The sequence below is a fragment of the Gracilibacillus sp. D59 genome (genome assembly GCF_052246695.1).
Classification (GTDB): Bacteria; Bacillota; Bacilli; order Bacillales; family Amphibacillaceae; genus Gracilibacillus.
In genome coordinates, this window is sequence record NZ_JBQQCK010000002.1 from 343,466 (window position 1) to 370,289 (window position 26,824).

General features: G+C 37.7%; 25 protein-coding genes and 1 riboswitch. Of the genes, 11 read left to right on the plus strand and 14 right to left on the minus strand.

Annotation, left to right across the window (positions count from 1 at the left end):
* Nucleotides 1-44 precede the first annotated feature (44 nt).
* Nucleotides 45-126, plus strand: a riboswitch (ZMP/ZTP riboswitch).
* 57 nt (nucleotides 127-183) lie between these two features.
* From serC to queF, 5 genes are all read left to right on the plus strand, one after another.
* Nucleotides 184-1,263, plus strand: a complete 1,080-nt coding sequence (serC, locus tag ACTWP4_RS04890; protein WP_443127638.1) for a 3-phosphoserine/phosphohydroxythreonine transaminase — start codon at nucleotides 184-186, stop codon at nucleotides 1,261-1,263.
* Nucleotides 1,264-1,384: 121 nt separating this feature from the next.
* Nucleotides 1,385-2,227 carry an AraC family transcriptional regulator gene (locus ACTWP4_RS04895; RefSeq protein WP_443127639.1) on the plus strand — a complete coding sequence of 281 codons (843 nt, stop codon included), beginning with the start codon at nucleotides 1,385-1,387 and terminating at the stop codon, nucleotides 2,225-2,227.
* 42 nt (nucleotides 2,228-2,269) lie between these two features.
* Nucleotides 2,270-2,833 (plus strand): hypothetical protein, encoded by a 564-nt coding sequence (locus ACTWP4_RS04900; RefSeq protein WP_443127640.1) that lies wholly within the window; start codon nucleotides 2,270-2,272, stop codon nucleotides 2,831-2,833.
* Complete coding sequence (locus ACTWP4_RS04905; RefSeq protein ID WP_443127930.1) at nucleotides 2,826-3,689, plus strand: SDR family oxidoreductase; 864 nt, start codon at nucleotides 2,826-2,828, stop codon at nucleotides 3,687-3,689. Before ACTWP4_RS04900 ends, ACTWP4_RS04905 begins: the two co-directional genes overlap by 8 nt.
* A 144-nt stretch (nucleotides 3,690-3,833) precedes the next feature.
* A complete protein-coding gene (gene queF, locus ACTWP4_RS04910) occupies nucleotides 3,834-4,241 on the plus strand; it encodes a preQ(1) synthase (RefSeq protein ID WP_443127641.1) in 408 nt (135 codons plus the stop codon).
* Nucleotides 4,242-4,313: 72 nt separating this feature from the next.
* Here the strand turns inward: queF and ACTWP4_RS04915 are convergent, their stop codons facing one another.
* The 3 genes from ACTWP4_RS04915 to ACTWP4_RS04925 are packed head-to-tail and all read right to left on the minus strand — an operon-like array spanning nucleotide 4,314 to nucleotide 6,872.
* Nucleotides 4,314-4,787: a DinB family protein gene (locus ACTWP4_RS04915; RefSeq protein WP_443127642.1), complete on the minus strand. Its 474-nt coding sequence runs from the start codon at nucleotides 4,785-4,787 to the stop codon at nucleotides 4,314-4,316.
* A 55-nt stretch (nucleotides 4,788-4,842) separates the two neighbouring features.
* Entirely contained in the window at nucleotides 4,843-5,838 is a 996-nt protein-coding gene (locus ACTWP4_RS04920) for a FecCD family ABC transporter permease (RefSeq protein ID WP_443127643.1), read from the minus strand.
* Nucleotides 5,838-6,872 (minus strand): FecCD family ABC transporter permease, encoded by a 1,035-nt coding sequence (locus ACTWP4_RS04925; RefSeq protein WP_443127644.1) that lies wholly within the window; start codon nucleotides 6,870-6,872, stop codon nucleotides 5,838-5,840. The genes ACTWP4_RS04920 and ACTWP4_RS04925 overlap by 1 nt, the downstream gene beginning before the upstream one ends.
* A 181-nt stretch (nucleotides 6,873-7,053) precedes the next feature.
* Here ACTWP4_RS04925 and ACTWP4_RS04930 point away from each other — a divergent pair, with 181 nt between their 5' ends.
* A complete protein-coding gene (locus ACTWP4_RS04930) occupies nucleotides 7,054-8,055 on the plus strand; it encodes an ABC transporter substrate-binding protein (RefSeq protein WP_443127645.1) in 1,002 nt (333 codons plus the stop codon).
* Between the two features lie 150 nt (nucleotides 8,056-8,205).
* Here the strand turns inward: ACTWP4_RS04930 and ACTWP4_RS04935 are convergent, their stop codons facing one another.
* The 5 genes from ACTWP4_RS04935 to ACTWP4_RS04955 all read right to left on the minus strand — a co-directional run bounded on the left by ACTWP4_RS04935 (nucleotide 8,206) and on the right by ACTWP4_RS04955 (nucleotide 12,939).
* The gene (locus tag ACTWP4_RS04935) at nucleotides 8,206-8,769 is read right to left on the minus strand and encodes a D-glycero-alpha-D-manno-heptose-1,7-bisphosphate 7-phosphatase (RefSeq protein WP_443127646.1); all 564 of its coding nucleotides are present in this window, start codon (nucleotides 8,767-8,769) and stop codon (nucleotides 8,206-8,208) included.
* Nucleotides 8,770-8,826: 57 nt separating this feature from the next.
* Nucleotides 8,827-9,183 (minus strand): hypothetical protein, encoded by a 357-nt coding sequence (locus ACTWP4_RS04940; protein ID WP_443127647.1) that lies wholly within the window; start codon nucleotides 9,181-9,183, stop codon nucleotides 8,827-8,829.
* 455 nt (nucleotides 9,184-9,638) lie between these two features.
* Nucleotides 9,639-11,087: an alpha-ketoglutaric semialdehyde dehydrogenase GucD gene (gucD, locus tag ACTWP4_RS04945; protein WP_443127648.1), complete on the minus strand. Its 1,449-nt coding sequence runs from the start codon at nucleotides 11,085-11,087 to the stop codon at nucleotides 9,639-9,641.
* 262 nt (nucleotides 11,088-11,349) lie between these two features.
* Nucleotides 11,350-12,249, minus strand: a complete 900-nt coding sequence (locus ACTWP4_RS04950) for a hypothetical protein (protein WP_443127649.1) — start codon at nucleotides 12,247-12,249, stop codon at nucleotides 11,350-11,352.
* A 15-nt stretch (nucleotides 12,250-12,264) separates the two neighbouring features.
* Entirely contained in the window at nucleotides 12,265-12,939 is a 675-nt protein-coding gene (locus ACTWP4_RS04955) for a FadR/GntR family transcriptional regulator (RefSeq protein ID WP_443127650.1), read from the minus strand.
* Between the two features lie 132 nt (nucleotides 12,940-13,071).
* On the opposite strand from ACTWP4_RS04955, the gene ACTWP4_RS04960 reads away from it, so the two are divergent.
* Together ACTWP4_RS04960 and ACTWP4_RS04965 are read left to right on the plus strand one after the other, a co-directional pair.
* Entirely contained in the window at nucleotides 13,072-14,232 is a 1,161-nt protein-coding gene (locus tag ACTWP4_RS04960) for a mandelate racemase/muconate lactonizing enzyme family protein (RefSeq protein ID WP_443127651.1), read from the plus strand.
* A 95-nt stretch (nucleotides 14,233-14,327) separates the two neighbouring features.
* Nucleotides 14,328-15,686, plus strand: a complete 1,359-nt coding sequence (locus ACTWP4_RS04965; RefSeq protein ID WP_443127652.1) for an ABC transporter substrate-binding protein — start codon at nucleotides 14,328-14,330, stop codon at nucleotides 15,684-15,686.
* Between the two features lie 60 nt (nucleotides 15,687-15,746).
* On the opposite strand, the gene ACTWP4_RS04970 is transcribed toward ACTWP4_RS04965, so the two are convergent.
* Complete coding sequence (locus ACTWP4_RS04970) at nucleotides 15,747-17,099, minus strand: hypothetical protein (protein ID WP_443127653.1); 1,353 nt, start codon at nucleotides 17,097-17,099, stop codon at nucleotides 15,747-15,749.
* Between the two features lie 212 nt (nucleotides 17,100-17,311).
* Here ACTWP4_RS04970 and ACTWP4_RS04975 point away from each other — a divergent pair, with 212 nt between their 5' ends.
* From ACTWP4_RS04975 to ACTWP4_RS04985, 3 genes are read left to right on the plus strand one after another with little or no spacing between them, the layout of a single operon-like run.
* Nucleotides 17,312-18,067 carry a DeoR/GlpR family DNA-binding transcription regulator gene (locus ACTWP4_RS04975; RefSeq protein WP_443127654.1) on the plus strand — a complete coding sequence of 252 codons (756 nt, stop codon included), beginning with the start codon at nucleotides 17,312-17,314 and terminating at the stop codon, nucleotides 18,065-18,067.
* Entirely contained in the window at nucleotides 18,064-18,981 is a 918-nt protein-coding gene (gene pfkB / locus ACTWP4_RS04980; RefSeq protein WP_443127655.1) for a 1-phosphofructokinase, read from the plus strand. The genes ACTWP4_RS04975 and pfkB overlap by 4 nt, the downstream gene beginning before the upstream one ends.
* 46 nt (nucleotides 18,982-19,027) lie before the next feature.
* Nucleotides 19,028-20,905: a PTS fructose transporter subunit IIABC gene (locus ACTWP4_RS04985; protein WP_443127656.1), complete on the plus strand. Its 1,878-nt coding sequence runs from the start codon at nucleotides 19,028-19,030 to the stop codon at nucleotides 20,903-20,905.
* A gap of 143 nt (nucleotides 20,906-21,048) precedes the next feature.
* On the opposite strand, the gene ACTWP4_RS04990 is transcribed toward ACTWP4_RS04985, so the two are convergent.
* The 5 genes from ACTWP4_RS04990 to ACTWP4_RS05010 all read right to left on the minus strand — a co-directional run bounded on the left by ACTWP4_RS04990 (nucleotide 21,049) and on the right by ACTWP4_RS05010 (nucleotide 26,567).
* Nucleotides 21,049-22,179: a DUF4179 domain-containing protein gene (locus ACTWP4_RS04990; protein WP_443127657.1), complete on the minus strand. Its 1,131-nt coding sequence runs from the start codon at nucleotides 22,177-22,179 to the stop codon at nucleotides 21,049-21,051.
* A gap of 2 nt (nucleotides 22,180-22,181) precedes the next feature.
* A complete protein-coding gene (locus ACTWP4_RS04995; protein WP_443127658.1) occupies nucleotides 22,182-22,700 on the minus strand; it encodes an RNA polymerase sigma factor in 519 nt (172 codons plus the stop codon).
* Between the two features lie 158 nt (nucleotides 22,701-22,858).
* Nucleotides 22,859-23,896 carry a substrate-binding domain-containing protein gene (locus ACTWP4_RS05000; RefSeq protein WP_443127659.1) on the minus strand — a complete coding sequence of 346 codons (1,038 nt, stop codon included), beginning with the start codon at nucleotides 23,894-23,896 and terminating at the stop codon, nucleotides 22,859-22,861.
* Nucleotides 23,897-24,060: 164 nt separating this feature from the next.
* Nucleotides 24,061-25,053 (minus strand): ABC transporter permease, encoded by a 993-nt coding sequence (locus tag ACTWP4_RS05005; RefSeq protein WP_443127660.1) that lies wholly within the window; start codon nucleotides 25,051-25,053, stop codon nucleotides 24,061-24,063.
* 14 nt (nucleotides 25,054-25,067) lie between these two features.
* Complete coding sequence (locus tag ACTWP4_RS05010) at nucleotides 25,068-26,567, minus strand: sugar ABC transporter ATP-binding protein (RefSeq protein WP_443127661.1); 1,500 nt, start codon at nucleotides 26,565-26,567, stop codon at nucleotides 25,068-25,070.
* Nucleotides 26,568-26,824 lie beyond the last annotated feature (257 nt).

The following is a 26,824-nucleotide window of genomic DNA, read 5'->3' on the forward strand; positions in this document are numbered from 1 at the left end:
AATTGAAAAATAGTTTGAATATTGTTATAATTTTCACAAAGTAAAAGGCTATGTGTAACTGGCGAGGGTGCGGATTAACCGCAAGGGAGCACGTAGTATCGATAGCCGCTCGCCTGGGCGAAGGTAAGGATATATTATTCCTTACCTCTTTCTGTTTAATTTTAATTAGGAGTGTGGTTAAAGATGAAACGAGTACACAATTTCTCAGCAGGACCTTCTATGTTACCATTAGAAGTTTTGGAAAAAGCGCAAGCAGAATTACCAAATTATAAAGACTCCGGTATGTCTGTGATGGAATTAAGTCACCGCTCCGGCCTTTTTACTGATATTATCACGGAAGCCGAAAGCCTATTACGTGAATTGATGCAAATCCCTGACAATTATAAGGTACTTTTTGTCCAAGGCGGTGCTTCCCAGCAATTCGCAGCTATTCCATTGAACTTAAAGAAAAATGGCAAGGCAGACTATGTAAACACTGGTTCTTGGTCTAAAAAAGCGATGAAAGAAGCGAAGAAGTTTATCGAAGTAAACGAGATTGCATCTTCTGAAGATGAGAACTTCACTTATATCCCGGAGATTAATACAAGCAACATAGATCCTGAAGCAGATTATGTGCATATTACGACGAATAATACGATTGAAGGTACTTCATTCCGTGAGATTCCGGACACTGGCAATGTTCCACTAGTTGCAGATATGTCTTCTAATATCTTATCTGAAGAGATCGATGTATCTAAATTTGGTGTGATTTATGCCGGTGCACAAAAAAACATCGGACCTGCAGGTTTAACGGTAGTGATCGTGCGTGATGATCTAATCGGAAATGCGTCTGAACAGTGTCCGACAATGTTAGACTACCAGACACATAGTGAGAGTGACTCTCTTTACAATACACCACCAACTTTTGGCGTATATATTGCAAAGCTTGTCTTTGAATGGTTGAAGGAATTAGGCGGATTAAGCGAAATGCAAGCACGCAATGAGAAGAAGGCGGCATTGCTTTATGATTATGTGGCACAATCTTCATTTTACGCTTCACCGGTAAAAGAAGATAGTCGTTCTCTTATGAATATTCCGTTTGTAATACCAGACCATGATGTAGATGCGGAATTTGTTAAAGCGGCACAAGCAGAAGGACTAGAAACGTTAAAAGGTCACCGTTCTGTTGGTGGTATGCGCGCAAGTATCTACAATGCGATGCCAGTTGAAGGTGTAGAAGATTTAATAGCCTTTATGAAGAAATTTGAAAAAGAATATCACTAGGGAGAAGGAAGCAGCGTTGTGGCGACTGCTTCCTTTTTAAATATACTTTCTCCATAGTGTCCCAAAGCTTCCTTAATAAAAATTAGAACTTTAAGTAGAAAGATTAAAGGAGAATATAAGCATGAGTGGAAGAAGATATATGCAATTTCCACCCGAAAAACGGTTGTCAACATTAATTTACGGCTACTGGTCACTGGAGTGCTCACCCGAACCTCAAGGGGTACATGAAAAGATATTTCCCTTACATTATCCAGAATTCATTGTTGTATATAAGGGTCAGTACTTTGAGGTGGGCCAGGATCAACTGAACGTGATGCCTAAATCTACACTCATACCCCTACAAGATCAGCCAAGGTATTTTTACCATACAGGTGATTTAGGGTTGTTTTCAATTGTGTTTAAACCGTCTGCTTTGCCGTTCATTTTGGAGGCGAATTCTAATGACTTCACGAATAGAATCATTCCGAGTAGAGATTGTGGAGAGAGGATACATCGATTGCCGAATCAGTTATTGCTTGCACGTTGTAATAGTGAACGTGTTCAATTAGCTAACAGGTTCTTTATGAAAGAGAAAATATACAGTGAAAATAGAAATATAGAAATGGAATGGATTATTCAACATTTGATATCTCAGAATGGAAATATACCTATCAGTCAGCTTGCCAATAAGTATCATTTATCTGTATCCCAACTAGAAAGGCATTTTAAAACCATTATTGGTGTTACGCCTAAACAATATAGTCGGCTTATTCGTTTTACACAAATACTTAATCATTTTCAGTCTATTCCGGAATGGGGACAATTGATAACAGACATAGGGTTTTATGATCAATCACATTTGATCCGAGAATTTAAAAGGTTTTCAGGCGTATCACCAAGAGCGTATTATGATTCAAACAAAGGAGTTGTCGAGCAATCTATATTACATGATGCTGATTTTATACAATACAACCATCACCGTTGAATGTATAGTTAAAATTATAATAATTATACAGGAGATGGTTGTATGAGCTTGTTAAAAAATGAATTTAAGTTTTTCTTTGGAATGGAACCAAGGCAAGTGGACTTATGGTTGATAAATATCTTCTCTCTGTTTATGGGTATTGTTTTAGCATTTTTCGTTCCTATTATCAGTGAACACACCAGCTTATTACAAAAAATTATTATCATACTGCTTGCCTGGGATGATCTTGGCGGAATTATGGCCAATATGACTCGTTCGACCAATAACTATCATTTGTCAAACGCTCGAGTAAGACTAGTATTTTACTCGCTGCACATTTTACAGCCATTTATTATTTTTCTATCGTTTGATCTGAGTGTCTCTGTTTTTCTCTATACTTGGTTATATCCAGTATTGGCATCTATATTAATTGTAGAATTTATAAAAGAGGATGATAAAAAATTATGGTCAGGCATCTTGTGGGTGATTGGAATCATCACGTATATGTATGTGATTCAAGTACCTATTTATCTTATGTGGTTCGGTATTACTTTTTTTACTAAATTGATTTTATCCTATTCCGTCAATCATTATCCTGTCCAAAGGAGTGGCAAAAGTGATGAATAAAAAGCCGTCGGTACTGTTGGTAGGTGCTACAGGATATCTAGGGAATTTTCTTTTAAAGGAATTAGTGAATCAGAATTATTCGGTTAAAGTCGTTGTTCGAAATCCGAAGAAGCTCCCGCAAGTTGAAAACCATTATGAACTGATAGAGGGAGAAGTGACAAAACCTTCAACGATAGCAAACTGTAGTGAAGGTATTGATGTAGTAATTTCAACGGTTGGTATAACACGACAAAAAGATGGGCTTACATACATGGATGTTGACTACCAAGCGAATATAAATATATTAGAGGAAGCTAAACGAAGCAGTGTGAAAAAATTTATTTATGTATCGGTTTTAAAGGGAGACAAAATGAGGAATGTGAAAATTTGTGCTGCTAAAGAAAGATTTGTGGATGAGTTAAGTCAGTCTGGGTTAGATTATACGATTATTCGGCCCAACGGTTTTCTTTCAGATATGACAGATTTTTACCAGATGGCTAAAAAAGGAAGAGTATATTTATTTGGAGATGGCCAAACCAAAATAAATCCCATACATGGTGAGGATTTAGCAGAAGTATGTGTGGCAGCCGTTGACAGGTCGGTGTCAGAAATAAAGGTTGGTGGTCCGGAAGTATTAACTCTCAATGAAATTGCACATCTAGCATTTTCTGCATTGAATAAAAAACCTAAAATAACGTACATTCCAGATTGGATCCGACTAACTCTTTTAAAACTTGCCAAGACATTTACTAGTAGTAAAACCTATGGACCTATCGAATTTTTTCTAACGTTTATGGGACTTGATGATATGACTGCGCCAAAATATGGACGGCATACATTGGAAGAGCATTTTAATCAAGGTGCTGATCGTCCGTAAAACCCCCACTGTTGGAAGGCTTACTTTATAATCTCTATCAGTAACTCAGATTGGCAATTCCAATAAGTTCTGCTATAATGCTTTTTTAGACTAATAGAAGCAGTTCGCAACCATCCTGCTTTATCAAAACTGGGAGGAATAAAAATGTCAGAGAATTATTATCTACCAAGGTCAGGGCCAATGCCAAGACCAAGTAGTGTAGAAGAAGGTAAAGAAGTGTTAAAACAAGAAGCATTTGATGCGCCAAATGTGCAAAATATAACGTTTCGTGCACTAGAATTTACCGCAGTATGTCCGAAAACTGGTCAGCCAGATTTCGGCAAAGTGGAGATTTCCTATACACCACGCCATAAGTGCATTGAGTCAAAATCAATGAAATTTTATTTATGGTCATTCCGTGATCATGGTGCTTTTTGTGAATCATTAGCAGCTCAAATAGCAGATGATATCGTGTGGGCGATCGAACCTGCCTCTGTAAAGGTGACTGTTTATCAAACAGCACGAGGTGGAATTGAGTTAACAACGGAAGCACATAGAGAATATAGTGAGTAAAATAAAAAACAAGCACTTAAATTAAACTTTAAGTGCTTGTTATAAGGGCTGGGCGCTTTTGCCCAGTTTTCCTTAATTACTTTCCTCTTTGGTCGGACCCATTACACCTGGAACCTTTAATCCTGCTTGGCGAAGGAGTACCGTCATTTGCCCACGATGGTGTGTTTGATGGTCAATTAACGTACGCAGCATAGCGCCACGGGTTGTTGTATTGCCAAAGCTGTCGATTTCTTCAGCTAACTGATCATCGGTTAACAGTTCTGCTTCCTTTTGCACATCATCTACTATTTTTTTGTATGCTTGGACAATAGTTTCTGCTTGAGCAGGAACTTGACTTGGGTTACCAGATGCTTTGACGTTTAATCCAACAACACCAGCGAAAAAGGCAGGAGCAGTAGCTAAATGCCAGCCAAGCCAACCGAGTGTGCTGTGCCCTTCTACAATAGCTTGATCAAGCTTTTCATCTGTTAATGATTCAAGTACTTGAATGGTTCCTTGTGCACCATTTTTCCAATCTGTAATAAAATCATCTACTTTGCGATACATCGATCATCAACTCCTGTTCCATTTTAAGTACTATTACTAACATAACAAATAATTGCTAAGTTTTCATTAAGAGATAGATGAAATAACATCCCCCTATTAGTGAAACAATTAAACCTACAGGTATTTCAGATGGTGCAAGAATATTTCGACCTATTGTATCAGCTACAAGTAATAATAGCGCCCCTAATAAAGCAGAGATTACAAGCATATGCTTATGACGTGCTCCAACTAATTTTCGTGCTAGGTGAGGGATCACCAAACCGAGAAAAGCAATTGCGCCCCCAACAGCTACACTCGCACCAGCAAGTGCTACTGCAATAAAAAGTAAAAACATTCTTTCCCTTTCAACATGTGTTCCAAGACCTTGTGCAGTTTCATCGCCAAGATGTAAGGCATCCAATGTTCCTGCTTTATAAAATGTAATCGGCAGCAGAATAAGTACCCACGGCAGTAACGCTAATGTATAAGTCCAATCTGTTCCTGCAATATTACCGGATAACCAAATGGTTGCTTGGGTAAAATTATCTGGATCCATTTTCAATTGGTAGACAATAATTAAAGCCGAAAAAGCAGCGTTAATACCAATACCTACTAATATTAATCGAATCGGAGATATACCATTTTTCCAAGAAATCAGGTAGATTAATATAGCGGCTACCGTTGCTCCTGCAAGTGCAGCTAACGGAAGAACAAATACATGGGATGTTGTACTTCCTTGTGTTAAATACATAAATAAAACAACAGCAAAGCCTGCCCCGCTATTTATTCCTAAAATACCAGGATCGGCTAATTCATTATGGGTTACCCCTTGTAATATAGCGCCTGATATTGCCATACCTGCCCCAATTAAAAGTGCTATTACCATCCGTGGTAGACGGAAGTCAAATAAGACAAGCTGATTCTGGTCCGTCCCTTGTCCAATCATTGTTTTCCATACGTCTATGGGAGCAATCGGCATTGTCCCCATGTTAAGCGATATTAACAGTGTCACTATAATCGCGAGAAGCAGACCGGAGAACAACAGCACGGTTTTTCTTTTTGGTGATAACATTACAATCCTCTCCCTTCACGTCTGGCAAGATAGAGGAAGAAAGGGACCCCTACTAATGCAGTCATCGTACCTACTGGTGTTTCAAATGGCGGATTCACCATACGTGATGCTGTATCAGCCAGAACTAGCAATATAGCACCTAAGACAGCTGCAGCAGGAATGATCCATTGATAATTAACCCCAACGAGAAAACGTGTGATGTGGGGGATGACCAAACCGATAAAGCCAATTGTTCCAGCAACAGCAACAGCTGCTCCTGTCAACAAGAGTACAACCGTCATTCCCATGATTTTAAGCAGGACTGTTTGTTGTCCAAGTCCCTTTGCAACATCTTCTCCTAAGTTTAAAACGGTTATAGATTTTGCTAGTAAAAGGGCGATGACTAGACCTATGATAACAATAGGTGCCAGTAGCTGTACGTGTATCCATTGGACACTGGCCACTCCGCCTGCATACCAGAAGCTCATATCCTTTGCAATATTAAAATGAATTGCAATACCTGAAGAAAGCGCGCTTAACATAGATGTTACAGCAGTACCGGCTAATGCTAATTTCACAGGAGTAAGTCCACTTTTCGAAATAGATCCTACACCAAAAACAATACCAGCACCTAACCCGGCACCAGCAAATGCCCATATCATCATGGCAACAGATGAAACTTGAGGTGTTATTGCGATTGCCACTGCTATCATAAAGCTTGCTCCAGCCGTTACTCCCATAATGGAAGGTGATGCTAAAGCATTTCTGGTCATCCCTTGCATAATCGCACCGGAAACTGCGAGAGCTACTCCAATCAAGGCAGCAGCTAATCCGCGGGGAAGCCGTAAATTACGGATGATTTGGTGTGCTGTTTTATTTGGATCAAATTGGGTGAGACTTTGCCAAATCGTCGGTAAATCGACTTCTGCCGCACCGTATAAAATGGAAATTACTAATGAAAGTAGAAATATAAGAAAACCACCGATAATGATAAAAGAAGCAACCAGTGGTCTTGATTGAGTAGAACTTGGTTTATTTCCTCTGGATAAAGACATTAATTATATACTCCTTAACAAATTGAGAACTATTATCATTCTAGTATACGGGAAAAAGATAGAGAATGGTAGATAGTTGATTTGATTTTTCCCAAAAAATATTTCTTGTAATTGAAAATGAAAATTGTTATCATTTATAAGAGCGAATGGTGTTACATAATATAAGGGGGAAGCTATAAAAGTGAAAGCGTATAGAAAAAATTGGTTATTATGTTTATCTGCTGCTTTTTTATTTGTGTTAGCGGCGTGTGGTAATGGTGAAGATACAGATTCTGCAGAACCTTCTGCTGAAGAGAACGAAGCAAAAGAAGGTCAAACTGCTGACGATAATGGTGCAGAAGGTGAAGAGACTAGAACTGTAACAGATGCGATGGGTCATGAGGTGACAATCCCAGCAAATCCTAAACGAGTGATTGCATCTTATCTGGAAGATTATTTAGTTTCATTAGGAATTACACCAGTTGCCCAATGGTCTGTTCGCGAAGGTGAGGATATTCAGGAATATTTACAGGACGATTTAGAAGGTATTCCAACTATTCCAAGTGAATTGCCATATGAAGCAGTTACGTCATTTGAACCAGATTTATTATTAATGGATTCTGCCTCCATGGTAGAAGACAATAAATATGATCAATATAATAAAATTGCGCCAACTTTTGTTGTGGGAACAAAACAGAACAATGACTGGCGAGAAGAACTGAAAATTATTTCTGAAGTCTTTGGTATGGAAGAAAAGGCAGAAGAAGTATTAACAGAATATGAAGCGAAAGCAAAGGATGCAAAAGAACAAATTCAAAGTGCTATTGGTGACGAGTCTGTTGCAGCGCTATGGTTATTTGCAGATACTTTTTACATTGTAAGTGAGAACTTGTCCAGTGGAGATTTATTATATAATGATCTAGGATTGACAGCTCCAAGTGTCGTATCTGAGATTTCCGAAACGACAACTGCGAACTGGTCAGAAATCTCTTTAGAGAAACTAGCAGAATTAAACGCGGATCATATATTCTTAGTGAATAGTAATAATGGATCAAGTGTGCTTGAAGATCCTATCTGGCAAAACATTCCTGCTGTAAAAAAAGGCAATATTTATGAATATGGTCAGGACTCAAGCTGGTTATATACAGGCCCAATTGCCAACAGTCAAATGATTGATGATGCATTGGAGAGTCTAGTTAAATAACACCTTAATGATCACAGTAGATTTTAGCGATATGAATAACAGTACAAAATGCTTAGATATGAACTGCACCCCAATTGTTGGATACATTCTAACAATTTGGGGTGCAGTTTTTTTATTATCTTGTTAATCCAGATAGGTAAGGGTTTGAAGTTATCTCTCCCTTTGTACTCTGTCAGTTAGTATCCACTCGACAGCATGTAGGACGTTGTTAGCAACATAGTCAATCGTTAAATTTTCTGAAGTTTTGTTGGGTAACTCCTCCAATGACCTTAAACCTCTTCCGGTTTTAACTAATACTTTCGTTGCACCAACATTTTCTGCTGATTCCATATCACTCAATCTATCGCCAATAATGTAACACTTCTTTAAATCTAAATTATTTTCTTTTTTAGCCATCTCCAAGAGGGTAGTTTGAGGTTTACGGCAATTACAATTATCCTCAGGTCTATGTGGACAATAATAAATTCTATCTAAATACGCATTCTGATTTTTTAATTCTTTCTCCATCTTTTTGCAACCTTCAAGGAAGATCTGCTCAGTAAAACTCCCCTTGCTTATCCTACTTTGATTAGTAAAAAGAAAAACCTTTATACCACTATCATTAAGAAGATTAATTGCTTTTCCAGAATAATCGTACAGGGTGAATTCAAATGGATGTACGCCTCCACCATCCCCACCAATTGTCCCATCACGGTCTAAAAAGACTCCTATCATTTTTAGTATTCCCCCCTTCATTCGGAAATATTGTTTAGTATTCTTGTACCGGTTATTTCAATTTTGGTTGCCGTTAAAAGACCGAACTAACAAAATTCCTGATAATGCTGTAAGAAGAATTTGAGTTTCCGCTAATAAAAACATTTCTATAAAAAACGGAATGTCGATACTAAACCACTTGACCCAATACATCCTAGGAATAAAGCTTATGATTGCCAACAAGACAGAGGGAACTACAAGCCAATTAACTCTGAAGTTACCTTTAAGAAATATATTTTTTAACGCGTTCCAATCTGTTAAAATGCCAAACAAAAACGCCCATAAACTCATTTTCAATAGTGGGATTTGTGGGTTTGTCGCTCTCTCTATTGCCAAGTTTGCTTCCTCAATGGTAGAAGTCATTAAATAAAGCAACACCGTCATCCCAATGAGAACTACACTATAAAATCCAATTTTCTTTATAATAATACCACTCCTTCTACGTGCTCGATTGCACAAGCTCTTCTTTCATCATTTTACCATAATATTCCAAAGTGTAATTTTATTTTAAGTCATAAAAAAAGACGATCATTTTGCTGATCGCCATACCTAGGTATTAATCGGACATCTGTTCCGTTATTTTTATGAATATAGCTATTTTCAAAGTGTAAGTGGACATCTAGTTCGTTATTTTCCTGAATTCATATGAAATCCACCTGTTTTTTGCTAAATAACGGAATAGATGTCCATGAACATACTAATATCATTGTTTTCATAAGATATAACGGAATAAATGTCCGGGTTAAAGCCAATAGCTGTGGTTAGTTTGCTAGTTTTACGAAAAGGACTGGCTTAGCTGAAATTCAACGTCTATTTCATCCAGCTCCACTCTACCCTTTAATAAAGACTGTTTTAGTATTAGTATAAAATTCTTTAGCTGCCTGTCCTTGTTCTCTCGAATGGGAGCTTGATTTTTTCATACCGCCAAATGGGGCTTGTAGTTCTACACCAGCACTCTCTGCATTGATGCGAACCAATCCTGCTTCCATGTCATCGATAAAGTCTAGCATATTCTGAATGTTGGTTGTAAAGATCGAAGCACTTAAGCCAAATTCGACGTCATTTGCAATAGTTAAAGCTTCCCCTAAATCTTTCACTTTCATTAAAGCAAGAACCGGTCCGAAAATTTCCTCCTGAGCAATCCTCATGTCTGTTGTTACATTTTCAAAAATGGTTGGTTCAACAAAATAGCCTTGATCCAGTTCATTATCTGTTAAACGATTACCACCGTGAATTAATGTTGCACCTTCATTCTTACCAATTTCGATATAGTCCAGAACTGTGTTAAGTTGTTTATCACTAACACTTGGACCCATCCATGTTTCTGGATGTAATCCGTTTCCTACCGTTATTTTTGCAACTTTTTCAAGTAGCTTTTCTTTAAATGTAGAATATATTGATTCATCGATAATGACACGACTTGTCGCTGTACACTTTTGGCCGGTAGAACGTAATCCGCCACTTATCGTCGCTTCCACGGCGAGATCGATATCAGCATCTTTCGTTACAATAACAGGATTTTTTCCACCCATTTCAAGCTGGTACTTAGCACCTCTATTTAATGCTCCTTGTCCGACTATTTTTCCTGTCTTATCAGAACCGGTAAAGGTAATACCATTTATTTGCGGATTGTCAACGATGCGTTGGCCGATTTCAGCACCTTCCCCATTGACCATATTGATAACGCCACTTGGTAATCCTGCTTCATCAAAGCATTCGATTACTTTTGCAGCAGTGACAGATGCTTCTAAAGCAGGTTTAAACACAACCGTATTGCCATAGATTAAGGCAGGTGCCATTTTCCAAATGGGAATTGCTACAGGGAAATTCCATGGAGTGATCACACCTACAACACCAAGTGGAACTCGTTTTGTAAGCATTAAAGCCGCTGCATCAGTAGATGGTATTACATCCCCTTCTTCTCGCATTCCTTCTCCCGCATAGTAGCGTAATAGAGCGACACCACGTGCGGTTTCCCCTTTGGCTTCAGGTAATGTTTTCCCCATTTCTCTAGTCATCGTTTCCGCAATATCTTCTAATCTACTTTCGAGAATGTCTGCTGTTTTGTATAAATACTGGCCCCGTTCTGCACCAGCTAATTTTTTCCATGATAAGTAAGCTTGTTGAGAATAGCTTGCTGCTTTATCTACTTCTGCAGCTACAGAATTCTCCACTTCACCGACAATTTCACTAGTATTTGCAGGGTTAATGCTCTGATATTTACGATTACTAGCACTCTCTTGCCATTCACCGTTGATATAATTTAAGTAATGTGTCATAAAGAAGAACTCCTTTCTAATGTGGAAGATACGTATGAATTTTGATCATGCCGACCAGCTTGGGGCGCACTGCGCTTTTCTTATTAATAAGTAAGTATAAAATTTGCGTATTTGTCTAGCTCCCAGCGCCCAGAAACTAGGCGACTTCACGAATCAACCTACGATAAGTCATCATCGGTTCGCAAGCTCACCGTGATTCCTTTATCTCAGTTGATTCGCTCTAGTCGCTACGTTTCTAAACGGGCGCACTGCGCTTTTCTTATTAATAAGTAATTGTTTTTGATTGTTTAAGATTCGTAGATTGTAAGTGTCCGAGTCCTATTGCTGCTCTTTTTACCTTTTCTCTTGCTTGTGCAATGGATACGCTTTCTAAGTGTTGCCCAGATGGATAAATGTTTGCTGCATTCCGTAAGCCGAACTTTAACATGATTGGTGATGCAACTCTTACAATTTCAGGTATTTCATAATAACGAATAAATCCCCCCAGATTATCCGGAGACTCCACATACATATCAAGTGTAGCATCAACCGTTTGGCGAAAGGCAGCAATTTGGGCTAGTGAAAGGTCACCAGGTATATTTAAAGTAGTCCCTCCTAAATCTTGAAACAGTTTACCTGATACAGGATTGGCTGGACTCATTAAAGCGGATACTTTTACAATAAAGTCCTCTGGTATATCTCCGGTTTTTTTTGCTTCGCCAATTAGGTGTAGTAAGCCTTCATCAGCTACTAAAATACTGTTAATGCCAAGGTCAATGGCGCGAAAAATATCTTCTAAAGCATAGCTTATCTGATCAATGCCGGCATGACGCCAGCCGAGTGTCGGACTAATATGCCCGCTAGCACCAGTATCAAAAGCCATTCTAGGTCCGACAAACAGACAGACTTCTATGTTTTGTTCCCGTCCCATCGCCACCATTTCTTTTATTTCCTGATCACTTAGTAACATGATGCCACTGCCTTGTGAAACACGGTTAACATGGATGTCTTGCTCTTTCGCTTCTTCTATTACTGCCTTCATCGTTGCCGCTCCTTCAACTGAAGGAATTTCAATACGGAAATTACCTCCATCATCAAAGGTTTGTGACGAACTTGGCACTTCATGTGCGTCTTTTACAGGAAACCTTAACTTTTGTAGTAGTTTTTGTGATTTTTTCATCATTAGCTCCACTCCTATTTAACGAGGTCTTTTTTTAAGATCATCCAACAAGTCTAATATATGGGAATTCATCAAGTTTCTCGCTTGCAATGGGTTTCTTTCTTTAATGGCTTGGGCGATAAGAATATGATAGTTTGCTGCTTTTTCATTTTGTGATTTGATCTTCATGGAATGCCGACGACTATCATATAATAAATCGCTAATGAGCGTCATCATTTTCAAGAGCACGTCATTTTTTGTTGCTTGTGCAATTAAATAATGAAATTCTATATCTTCTTCTAGAAAATCTTCACCGGCCAGCATCTTTTTTTGCATTACTCTGGCACATTGCAAGATGCTTTTTACTTCCTCTTCACTGCCACGTTCTGCAACTATTGCTGCCAATTCGGGTTCTATGACAAGCCGTGCTTCTGTCAGTTGTTCTATGGATGAATTCTCTAAAAAATCAAATGTTTGATTCGGATTATCACTTAATTGTGTTTCTACAAATGTCCCCCGACCTTGTTCCACTCGTAAAATTCTTTGCTGACTCAAGATTTTTATCGCTTCTCTAACAGAAGAGATACTAACATTTAATTGCTGAGATAATGCTTGCACTGTTGGAATTTTTTCACCTGCCTGCCATTTCCCGTCTCGGATATTTTTCTTAATTTCTTCATATACGATTTCATAGATTAATTTTTTCTTTTTCATCTTGATAGTCGTCCTTTGATATTTATTTTTTCAGAAAATTATAAAATTTCTATTTACATTTTATAATATTTATCATATGATTTCAATAGAAAATAAAATTCATCAGATGAATTAAGGAGGAGTGAGGCACTCGTGCAAATTACAGATGTAAAAACGTATATAGCAGGTAATGGATGGAAAAATTGGGTGTTTGTACAGGTCGAAACGGATGAAGGCATACATGGGATTGGCGAAGCAACCTTAAATGCATTCGGTAAAACTGTGGAAGCTGCTATCCATGAATTAAAACCATATGTGATGGGAAAAGATCCATTTGATGTAGAAAAACACTCACTCAGTATGTTCCGAGATGTGTTTTCAGATGGTGGTCAGATTCAAGGAGCTGCCTTATCCGGCATCGAGTTTGCTTGCTGGGATATAATGGGGAAAGCATTAGGTCAGCCTGTATATAAATTATTAGGCGGAAAATGTCATGATCAACTGCGGGTTTATGCGAATGGTTGGTACACAAGTGGTGAAAGAACACCGGAAAACTTTTATCAAATGGCTAAAAAGGTTGTGGAGAAAGGCTATACGGCACTTAAATTTGATCCGTTTGGTTCTGCCTGGAAGGCTGTAGATCGTCAAGATTTCTCTTTAGCTATTGAATTAATAGCAGCGGTAAGAGAAGCAGTTGGTAAGGATATCGATGTTTTAGTTGAGGGGCACAATCGATTTAGTGTGCATACGGCATTACGTTTTGCAGAAGAAATGGCACCATATCAACCAACCTGGTTTGAGGCACCGGTTCCACCGCAGAGTGTATCTTCTATGATAGAAGTTGCTAAACGAAGTCCAGTTCCAATTGCTTGTGGCGAAGATTATTATTGTAAAGAACAATTTGCTGAATTGTTATCACATAATCAGGTTCATATCATTCAATTAGAGCCACAGTTTATGGGACTGACGGCTGCAAAACAAGTGGCTGGAATGGTAAACGCTTTCAATGGAGTAATTGCTCCACACAGTGCCCAAGGGCCTTTATGCTCGATCGTTTGTGCACATTTAAATACGGCAACACCGAATTTCTTTATTCATGAAATTTTTGATGACTTTAACGAGCCTTGGACGAAAAATGTGCTTACAAATACATTAGAAATCAAAGATGGTTATATTGAATTAAGTGATCGTCCGGGTTGGGGAACAGACTTAAATCTAGATGAAATTAAAAAGCATCCTTACCGAAGAGAAAACTTTTTGCCTTTATTTAGGGATGGATGGGAAAAAAGAGAGCCAGTTAAAAATTTTATGTAACATATTAGGATAGTAATGCATGGCATTCTTTTTTACAAGGAATGTTGTGCTTTTCTATATAAATGTAAGCGCAATCATAAAAGGGGTGGAATGTAATGGTGAAAAAATTCTTGTTGTTAGTATCCTTAGGTATTATGTTTGCTTTTGTAGTGGCTTGTAGTAGTGATGATGCGGCAGATGGTGGAAGTGATGGAGGAGAGACAGAAACAAATTCTGATGCAGAAGCTTCAGAAGTTATGGGAGGCGATGCGGAGAATGCTACAGAATTAACTTTTTGGACATTTCAGGAACTGCACTTAGACTTCTTTCGAGATGCAGTAGAACGTTGGAATGAAGAGTTCCCGGATCGAGCTATTTCATTAAAAGCAGAAGCATATCCATATGACAACATGCACAATAACTTGTTATTAGCTTTACAATCTGGTACAGGTGCCCCGGATATAGTAGATATTGAATTAAATAGGTTCCCTAATTTCATGCAAGGTGAACCCCAATTATTGCCGATGAATGATTATGTAGAGCCTGTGTTAGACCAATTTATTGAATCCCGTTTTGATATTTACGCTAAAGATGGAAATTATTATGGTATTCCATTCCACGTAGGAGCTACAGTTGCCTATTATAATAAAGAGATTATGGATAAAGCAGGCGTTGATATCGATTCGATTAAAACTTGGGATGATTACATGGAAGCTGGGAAAAAAGTGGTGGAAAATACGGATTCGGTAATGACTACTTTTGAGACTGGAGATATTTGGTCATTCTGGCCTCTAATTCGTCAACAAGGCTCTGATTATTTTGATGAAGATGGCAATGTTATTATAAACAATGAGACAAATGTAAAGACGTTGCAACTTATGCATGACATGATTTATGAACAAGAAATTGCTGAAATTACTCCAGGTGGGGAATATCATGTGGAAGAATTCTATGGATTTATGAATGATGGTGGTCAAGCGTCGTTAATTATGCCGATGTGGTATATGGGTCGCTTTACCGATTATATGCCTGACTTGGAAGGGAAAATGGTTATCCGCCCAATGCCAAAATGGACAGAGGATGGTGACAGATCAGCAGGTGCAGGCGGAACAGGTACAGTTGTCACGAACCAGACAGAACACGCACAATTAGCACAGGACTTTTTAGCTTATGCAAAACTATCAGAGGAAGGAAATATTGCAATTTGGGAAATATTAGGGTTTGACCCTCCGATGTGGACAGTATGGGAAAGTGAAGAAATACGAAAAGATAACAAATTCTATAAATTCTTTGGTGATGATATCTTTGATACGTTACTAGAGGTACGTGATGAGATTGAATCGATAAATATTACAGAAAAGAACCCGGATATGCAACAAGAACTAACCACAAACACCTTAAACAGCGTATTGCGTCAGCAATCACAAACAGCACAGGAAGCTCTTGACCAAGCTGCACAAACTGTGGGAGAGTAGCTAGAAATAGATGGAGAATATATAGAAATGGAGGGGCAGGGGATTTTTCCCGTGCCTCTCTTATATTAATAGATATGCAAGTATGATACCGATTGATCCGAACACGAAGGAGTAGATAAGATTATAATAGGTAATATAGTACGGGCTTTGTTTCAGGCTCATTGATGTAATAGTGACAACGAGTCCATATGTACCGATTGGAACAGTGGAGACACCACCAATGATTAAACTGACCGCAAGACTCAACGGACTTAAAATATCCATCAACATCGGACTAATACCGCTTAAAATCCCCATTGTTGCAACAGGGTGAACACCGAACATACTCAATACTACAAAAAGTAATTGAATCATAATTAAAATTAAGATCGGATAATCAGAAACAAATAAAATCGGATCTTGTAACATCAAAAGAGCTGGAGATTCATTTAGTGTGTTAGTAAATAGAGCTAACGTTACAAATAACACGATAAAATTGTCCATATTATTCATGCTGTTCTTCCATCGGTTCCAGCCGATCTTCCAAAAACTTTTCCATCTACCTATTGCAAGCGCCCATAAACAGGCGAAAGGAAATACTAACAATGTCACAGTCAAAATGAATTCCATGTCAAATAAATTTCCTAAAACAATCACTAATAAAAGAAATGAGCATAATGCTACCGATAATTGAATGATTTTTGATCGATTTTGATTGTTTTGTTTATTAGCGGTTGACTGTATTAGGTCTGGGTAAGGGTATTTTTTAAAATAAAACCGACCCCACAGACTATCCAGTCCATACATGAGTATGGTTATAAAGATCATCCAAGGTAATAATTCCGCATAATTGACTCCTGTAATAAAAATCCCCATTGCAAGCAACACTTCTAATGGACTCCATGGTAATGCTAGGGAATAACCTCTCAAGGTTGCCATCATAATAAATTTATTGGCAATTTGCTTCTGAATCGGTTTTAAATTATCCATCAGCACATCTTGTGCAATGGTTGCAGAAGAGACATTCAAAAAAGCTGTCAATGACATCATTGCTGTTGTACTTCGTTGATACAACTGTCCCAAATTCCGAACATTTCCTCTTAACAAATGCTGCATTAATCTATCAAAGCGTCCCGCTGCAACAGCGCTATTCATCCAAGGTAATACGGCTAACAAGGTTAATAAAGATAAATTTCTTCCGAGTAATGGGACAACTTCCCATACCATTAGATCAGTGGAAAAAAACAACAATATTCCTACTATGGAAAAGCCGAAACCTAAAATTTGAAACAATCGAGAAGCTCTTGCAAAACTGATAGCGAGCATGGCTATGGAAAGAGCTCCTAATACGTATGATAGAAATGTGGTTGGATAAAATACCGAAATAATATGTAAAAGAAAAATAAAAGCAAAGAAGATGTAAAGATTCTTCATGAAGTGAACCTTCTTTCTTATGTACTGTATTTATCACGGTGCTAACCGTCTGTAAGACCCCACTGATCATAGTCTCACTTTATCATAACATAATGTGCAAGAGCTGGATTGACCGTTATTGGTTGATTTTGATTATTAGTGATTGACAATGAACGTTTTTGATTGTAAAATCGATGTAAGCGATTAATATGCAAATGAGGAGAATGGAATCCATGTTGACGATTGAACGACAAGAAATCATTTTATCATTATTAAAAGAAAAAGATGTCGTAACAGTGAAAGAAATGTGTGAGGTCACAAACGCTTCAGAATCGACCATTCGCAGAGATTTAACAGAGTTAGAAAAGCAACAATTTGTTAAACGTGTTCATGGTGGTGCATCGCTGTTAAAAAAGAAACGAGAAGAACCGACATTACTTGAAAAGTCGACGATCAATCAACAGGAAAAAAGTAGAATAGCGCAAAAAGCCGCATCTTTTATTGAAGAAGGTGATTCAATCTATCTGGATGCTGGTTCTTCAACAATGGAATTAATTCCATTTTTAAAAGATAAATCGGTCATGGTTGTCACCAATGGAATCCCTCATGTGCAATTACTTATTGAATATGGAGTTGAAACCTATTGTGTTTCTGGAAAGGCAAAAACAGGTACTGCTGCACTCATTGGTACCAAAGCAGTTGAATCGATTAAAGAATATCGTTTTGATAAATGCTTTATAGGGATCAATGGTATACATCTAGAACAAGGGTTAACCACTCCGGATCCAGAAGAAGCAAGTGTGAAACAAATAGCACTGGCACAATCACAAGCAAGGTATGTATTAGCAGACCCATCTAAGTTTGGCGAAGTTTCATTTGCGAATGTCGCTGATTTAGCCAATGTTCATATCATTACGACAAACGGTTTATCAAACGAACAACAAGAAGCAATTAGCAAGCAGACAACTTTGGAGGTGGTACCGTTATGATTTATACCGTTACATTAAATCCGGCAATTGATTATGTAGTTAATCTCGAAACTTTTCATCCTGGGAAGGTTAACAGGAGTCAGTCAGACTATAAGGAAGCGGGAGGTAAAGGGATTAATGTATCCCGTGTACTGGATCGCTTTGGAGTTTCATCAACAGCATTAGGTTTTGTTGGTGGATTTACTGGAAAATTTATTACCGATTATTTGTCGGAAAAGAAGATAGAGCATGATTTTGTTTCCTTAAAACAAGATACGAGAATAAATGTAAAACTAAAAAGAGATACAGAAGAAACAGAAGTGAACGGAGTTTCTCCAACAATAAAGGAAGAAGAGTATCAAGCATTTCTCTCAAAAATTGAACAGTTAAAACAAGGTGACATTGTTGTCTTAGCGGGAAGTTTACCAAGTTCCTTATCAACAAACGTATACAAGGAAATCGTTGCCATGCTAAAACAAAAAGTTGTTATGGCGATCTTAGACACTAGTGGAGCACCTTTAATAGAAGCTATTAAGGCGAGTCCTACTTTTATTAAGCCGAATCACCATGAATTGGCAGAATTGTTTGATACAGCAGTGAAGAATGACCAGGATGTAGTTCGGTTAGCTAAAAGACTACATCAAGAGCAAAAGATCGATCATGTTTTAATTTCGATGGCAAAAGCAGGAGCAATTTATGTCGGTACAGGTGGTGTGATCAAATTAAGCGCACCAACAGGAACTGCAGTGCACTCCGTAGGTGCAGGGGATTCTGCAGTGGCTGGATTTATATACAATTGGCAGAGATCGGAGAATGCTGAAGAAGCAGCTAAATATGCTGTTGCGGCAGGAAGTGCTACCGCATTTTCTAAAACATTATGTACGAAAGATGAAGTAGAGGCATTGCTTCCACAAGTTAACGTAACACATATATAAATGGACTCAGACTGACTGAGCCTATAAAAAGAAAGGAAGAGGGGCTATGAAAATAACAGAGCTATTGAAGCGTGACATTATCATCTTAGATGCAAATGCACAGTCCAAAGAAGAAGTCATAGATGAGATGGCTATGAAATTATCAGAAGGTGATTATCTTAATAATAAAAAGCAGTTTGTCCAAGCGATTTGGGATCGAGAACATCAAAGTAGTACAGGTGTAGGGGAGAATGTAGCCATTCCACATGCGAAAACAAGTGCTGTTTCTACTCCTGCCATTGCTTTTGCAAGATCGAAAAAAGGAATAGATTATGATTCGTTAGATGGTCAACCAGCACATTTACTTTTCATGATTGCTGCAAGTGAAGGTGCTAATAATGACCATTTGCAAACACTATCCAGATTATCTACATTGCTGATGGATGAAGACTTCCGTAACCAATTAATGGAAGCGGATGCCGAAGCAGATATCTTGTGTATTATTGATGCAAAAGAACAGGAAAAACTGGGACAAGCAGCAGAAGAAGAAGAAACAAATAATCAAACATCAGGACCAGAGGTTTTAGCTGTAACAGGATGTCCGACAGGTATCGCTCACACCTATATGGCAGCAGATGCTTTAAAGGACAAAGCGAAAGAATTAGGAGTTTCTATTAAAGTAGAAACCAATGGTTCTGATGGGGTGAAAAATCGCCTGACAGATGAAGAAATCAAAAATGCCAAAGCCATAATTGTTGCAGCAGATACAAAAGTAGAAATGGATCGTTTTGCAGGTAAGCCAGTACTGCGCCGAGGGGTAACGGACGGGATTCGCAAGCCAGATGAATTAATTGATACGGCATTGAGTGGAGATGCGCCGATTTTTGAAAGTGATGGAAGCGGTGAAGGCTCCAGTTCAAGCGGAGGACGAACAGGATTTTATAAACACTTAATGAATGGTGTATCCAATATGTTGCCATTTGTTGTTGGGGGCGGTGTCCTGATTGCCATTTCCTTCTTCTTCGGTATTCACTCAGCAGAACCTGATCACGAGCAATATAATGCATTCGCAGCAGCTCTGAAAACTATTGGTGGAGATTACGGATTCGGCTTAATGGTTGCCGTATTAGCTGGTTTTATTGGGATGAGTATCGCAGACAGACCAGGTTTTGCCCCGGCTATGATTGGAGGCTTTATGGCCTCGTCTGGAAATGCAGGTTTTCTGGGTGGTTTAATCGCAGGTTTCTTAGGTGGTTATGTAGCTTTAGGTGTTAAAAAGCTTTTAGCAAATTTACCGAAATCATTTGATGGTATTAAAACAATTCTATTTTACCCAGTTATTAATATATTTGTTACTGGACTTGTTATGTATATTATTGTCGAGCCAATCGCTACGGTTATGACAGGTCTTGAATCGTGGTTAGGTGGTTTGACTGGTACTAATGCGTTATTGTTAGGTCTTATTCTAGGTGGCATGATGGCTGTCGACATGGGCGGTCCTATTAACAAAACAGCCTTTACGTTTGGTATTGCCATGATCGAAGCGGGAAACTTAGGACCACATGCAGCAGTAATGGCAGGTGGAATGGTTCCTCCGTTAGCATTAGCGCTTTCGACAACATTCTTCCGTAATAAATTTACGAGAGAAGAGCGTGATGCAGGTAAGACAAACTATGCATTAGGATCTTTCTTTATTACAGAAGGTGCGATTCCGTTCGCAGCAGCTGATCCGGGTCGAGTAATTCCTTCTATTGTTGTTGGTTCAGCAGTAGCTGGTGGATTATCATTATTATTCGGTGTTGGCTTACCGGCACCGCATGGTGGAATATTTGTTATTCCGACGGTTGAAGGAAGCTGGCTGATGTATATTATTGCAATTCTTATTGGTGCTATCATTTCAGCGTTAATGATTGGTTTTTGGAAGAAACCATTGGATGAAAAATAATAAAAGGTGTCAAAAGCTATTTCGCTTACGGGCGGAATAGCTTTTTTCCTTTTAAATACACCTATTGATAAAAGGAAAGCAGTGAAATTGATATTAGAAGGCCACTAATAACATTGATGAACTGCAAGCAGCACCTTAATAATTTATTCTTCTAACGCTATCTTAGTCTTTTCTCCAACCTTTAGTATAAGATTCTCTTGTTCTTTTACTGGTGCAAACACCATGACGTATTCCGTTCCATTGGCAAGCTTTATTTCCCCTTTACTAAAGTTTGGTTCAACTTTCTTTCCATTTGCAGTTAGGAAAACACCGGATTTATCGTAATCAACCATATAACCATCTTCTTTATCAATTACTCGTGCATTTAGGAATTGGTGCTCGAGTTTACTGAACACTTCATATGTTTCCCCGTTCTCATCTGTATAATAATGAATATCTGAACCAGAAACTACAACCCTTGTTTCCAATGGTGAAAATTCCACGCGTTCAATGGTATAGGTTTCATTCTCAAAGGTGAATTGTTCCCCAACCTCCATTACGGTTCTGTCTGAAATAGCTGCTTTTGCCAATGTGAAATCTAAACGCCAGCTTGCTTGGGTACTACTCGTTACTTGATCATCATATATCGTAATATTATTAATTACTACACCTATTTCTTCCCCTAGATGGTCTTTGATCGATGAGAAAGATAACGCTTCTACTACCTTATTATTGGCAGAGTCATAATATCTGCTGCCCCATCCAACATTGTCCAATTGCTTTTTTTGACCATTTTCGTCAACTAACTGGATAGTAGTGTCCCCTTCAAAGATATCTAAATAATAGTTTTCCAGATTTGTTTCATCACTTTGATAAGTCAGTAATAATTTAGTTTCTTTATCATCAGCCATTATACTTTGAAATTGAACAGTGATATCATTTTTTTTATCATAGAATGTTTCGTTAATCGATTGACCTAAGCCTTGTTCAAGAGCAATTCTTATCCCTGGGTCATCAATGTGTTCACTAGTGAATAGTTTGTCATATAATCCCTGGAGAGATGCTATAACAGGTGTAAATGTTATCAATATAAAAGCGAATAATACTGTTGCTGCGGTAAAAGATAGCTTCTTATATCTTCTCTTTCTAATATTTTCATGTGATTGTAGAACTTTTTGAATAAATTGATTGTTTTTTTCGCTCTTATGTAATTCTGCTTCAATCTTATCCCAAGTATTAGGGGTTTGCTTTTCAATCGAGCTATTCAAATATTTGCGAATTTCTTTTCTCTTCATATTTACTTTACCTCCTCCAGATCCTTTTTTAATTTTTTCAATGCTTTTCTGTATTTCCAAAGAACGGTTCCTAGTGGCATTTCTAGCATGTTGGCAATTTCCCTATGCTTCATTCCTGAAATATCTTTCAAAAAGACAATTTGCCTCTCGTTCAAATTTAATATTTCCAGGTATTTTTTGAGAACTAGCCTTTCGATAGGGTTCTCAAAGTATGCTTTTTCAAAGTGACTTTCACGAATGCCTATAATTTCTTGCTTTCTTTTACGGTATAGATCCAATGCAGTATTTCTAGCAACGCTTAAGAGCCATGCTTTTACATTAGAAATTTCATTCTCCTTCATATATTGAAACAATTTTATAAATGCCTCTTGCATTACATCTTCAGCTAACTCCGTGTCTTTCAAGATAGACAATGAAATGGCGAATACATGCTTTTTATTTTCCTCATATATATTTTTAAAAGATAATAAATTATCCCTTAATTCTGATGTTTGTAAATCGGAAATATTGACCCGGCTCATAATACACCTCCTTATATATAAGACGTTATCAACCGATTTTTTATTGGTGTTTTTATGAATTATTTAATATGATCTTTAAATTAGGGGTAAATCTATTGTATAAAAAGTGAACAAGATGTGGGTAAAAAAAAGGCCACCTTGCTAAGGTAGCCTTCTTTTTATTCATAAATCGCAGCTTGAATCTCTTCATCTTCTAAATTATTTGCATCATACCAGTAGAATCCAGTATCTATCATTTCTGGTACTTCTTCGCCGTTTAATGTGTCTACGGCAGCTTTAACTGTTTCATATCCAATTCCCTCCGGATTTTGTGTGATCGCACCTGCCATTACACCTTCTTTGATTGCATCAATTTGTTGTTTACCAGAGTCAAAACCAACTACCGTTACTTCTCCTTCTTTACCTAATTCTCTAACAGCGTTCACGACACCGATTGCTGATCCTTCATTGGATCCATAGATTCCGGCAATATCAGGATGTGCTTGCATCATTGTTTTTGCAAGGTTGGTAGATTCTAAATGGTCACCACCGCCGTATTGTATATCTACAATTTCAATGTCCGGATAATTTTCTTCTATTGTTTCGACAAAACCATCACGACGCTGAACACCGGTTACAGATACCTGATCATGTACTACTAATGCAACTTTCCCTTGTTCACCAATTAATTCTGCCATTTTTTCGGCAGCTAATGAAGCGGCGGCATAGTTATCTGTTGATGCCGTTGTAACAGGAATATCACTATCAACACCGGAGTCAAATGCGATAACAGGAATATTGGCTTCATTCGCTTTCTCAAGTAATGGTGTTGATGCTTGTGAATCTAAGGCAGCAAAACCGATTGCATCAGGATTTTTATCTAGCGCTGCTTGTAACATCTCAATTTGTTTATCTACTTGTGATTCATTTTCAGGGCCTTCAAACGTAATTTCTACATCAAATTCTTCTGCTGCTTTTTCTGCACCTCTTTGGACAGCTTGCCAGAACTGATGTTGGAAACCTTTTGAAATGATAGCTATATAAGGCTTATCACCAGATTCTTTGTCGCTTGAAGCTGTCTCTTCCGTACTAGATTCTTCTGTATTACCATTTTCAGCATTATCTTCAGTTGCTTCTTCGGATTCACCGCCACAGGCTGATAATACAAATAAAATAGAGACAAGTACAATTAAAAATCCAAATAATTTCTTCTTCATTGTTAACTCCCCTTTAAAAAATTTATTTATCACGGTGCTAATAGTCCGTAAACCTCCACTTCAACAAAATCAAAGAAGCTAATGGGGGATCATGGACAGAGCCCCTGATAAGTCTCACTTTATCAATAACTCAAATGACTGAGTTAAATCCAAGAGAATAGTAATTAACTATCCTTCTTGCGTAACATATCAAAGTAAACTGCTAGTAATATAACAAAACCGATAACAACTGTTTGCCATTCTTGGGGGATGGACATTATCCGCAGACCATTTGTAAGAACGCTCATAATTAGTGCCCCAATCATTGTGCCGATAAGCGAACCTTTACCGCCACTTAAAGAAGTACCTCCAATAACAACTGCTGCAATCGCTTCCAATTCATACCCCATACCTAATGCAGGCTGTGCGGAATTTAATCGTGATGCCATAATCACACCTGCTACACCTGTAAAACATCCAGCAATCGTGTAAATAATCATTTTCCATTTTCTTACGTTAATCCCAGATAGTCTGGTTGCTTCTTCATTACTCCCAATTGAAAAAGTGTATCGTCCTACAATTGTTTTGGATAATAAAATCCAGCCAATTAAAACCATTAAAAAGAAAATGAGCACCGCATTCGGGATGCCTCCAGGAAATGTAGAACCTAAGGCAATGCTATTAAACCCTTCGACATCACTAAAATAAATTGGTGATGCACCTGAAATGACGAGAGATAATCCTTCTGCAATCATCATCATTGCTAGAGTTGCAATGAATGGCGGGATTCTCAAAATAGATACCGAGAAACCAGAGATAAAACCTATGAATGCACCTGTAATAACACCACCGATAATACCTATTATGACTGGTAAACCAAGGAACACGATAAATACACCGGTCATAACAGAAGTTAACGTCATCCCTGTACCAATTGATAAGTCGATTCCACCCGTAATGATTACAAAGGTAGTCCCTAATGCAAGGATACCAATGACGGTGGTGGATAATAGTATTCCTTCAATGTTCGACCATTGTAAAAAATTCTCTGAAGCTATCGAGAAAAAAATAACTAATATAATGAGACTGGCAAATGCCAAAATTTGTTGTAGTGCTCCAGAGCTTACAAGTCTTTTCTTGTGATTACTTGTAGATGGATTACTAGTTAATGTTGCCATCTCTCCTCACTCCTTTAAACACTTTTATTATGCTTTGTAGCAAGTTCCATAACCTTTTCTTGATTTGCATCTCGATTTAATAATTCTCCAGTTATGCGACCTTCATTCATTACCATAATACGATCGCTGAGTCTTAAAATCTCTGTTAATTCCGAAGAGATCATAATAATCGATTTACCTTCACTAGCTAACATTTCCAACAAATCGTAAATCTCTTGTTTTGCACCAACATCAATACCTCTAGTAGGTTCATCAAAGATTAAAATATCACAATCCTTTAGTAACCATTTCGCAATGACGATCTTTTGCTGATTACCACCAGATAGTAGTTTTACTTGTTGATTAACACTAGGTGTTTTCACTTTTAGTCTGCTAGAATAATCTTCAGCATCAGTTTTCATGTTTGTTGGTTTAACAAAAGTGGCTGTCGAATAATTAGCCAAGGACGGAATAACGATGTTTTCTTTTACAGTCATTTCTAGCATTAAACCAAAGCGCTTCCGATCTTCGGATAAATAACCTATTCCGTGTTTAACGGCATCAACTGGCTGTTTGATTGTGACAGATTTTCCATTTACTTTAATGTCACCTGAAAAGGGATCCGCTCCAAATATTGCTCTGGCTACTTCTGTTCTCCCGGCACCAACTAACCCAGCGAATCCCAATATCTCACCTTTTTTAAGATGGAATGATACATTTTTTATATAATTGTTATTTAAGTTGTTTACTTCAAGGATAGTATCAGTAAATGTAGTTGGATCAGATGCTTTCTGTTCAATTTTCACCTCTCTGCCAACCATTAATGAAACGACTTTGCGGATCTCTGTTGTTTCGGTAGGAAGTGTAGCAATGTATTGTCCATCTCTCATCACAGTGATTCGATCAGAGATGCGTTTTAATTCTTCCATTCGATGTGAAATATAAATGATGGCAACACCTTGATTTTTTAACCAACCAATAATATCAAATAATGTGTCGATTTCTTTATCTGTTAAAGCAGCAGTAGGTTCGTCCATAATAAGTATTTTGGCGTTAAACGATAATGCCTTAGCAATTTCCACCATTTGTTGTTTTGCTACAGTTAATTCAGAAATCTTTGTTCTAGGATTTAAGTTAATGTTTAACCTTTGAAACAATTCGTCCGCTTTTTGATTTAATTCTTTATTTTTCAGAAAAAAATGTAACTTATCTCTCGGCTCGCGACCAATAAATATATTTTCAGCAACCGTTAAATCTGGCATAAGATTTAATTCTTGATGAATAATGTTGATACCGAGTTCCTGGGCCTCTTTTGTATTAGAAGGTGTAATCTCTTTTCCGTCATAAAGAATGTTGCCTTTGTCTTTTTGGTAGATGCCGGTTAGAATTTTCATTAGTGTTGATTTACCTGCACCATTTTCGCCAACTAATGCTAAAACCTCACCGTGATATAAGTCCAATTGCACATCAGACAGTGCTCTTACACCGGGGAATGACTTATTAATGCTTTTCATCTCCAGTATTTTTTGGGACATGTTTTTGCTCCTTTCCCCCTTTAGTTTACTTAATCAGGAAACAGCATATCTATCGCTTTATCAGCGGCAGAAAACTAGTTTCCATTTCCCTTGCGAATATTAGTTGGGGTGATACCGATAACATATGAAGGTTAGTTAAGAATATGCTTATTCATTGTTATGTGAAAAAATGATATGTCTTTTAACAATAGGAATGAAATGCATCTTGGAATTATTTGTTTCACAACTTCTATTAGGTCAATGACTGGAAGAATTAG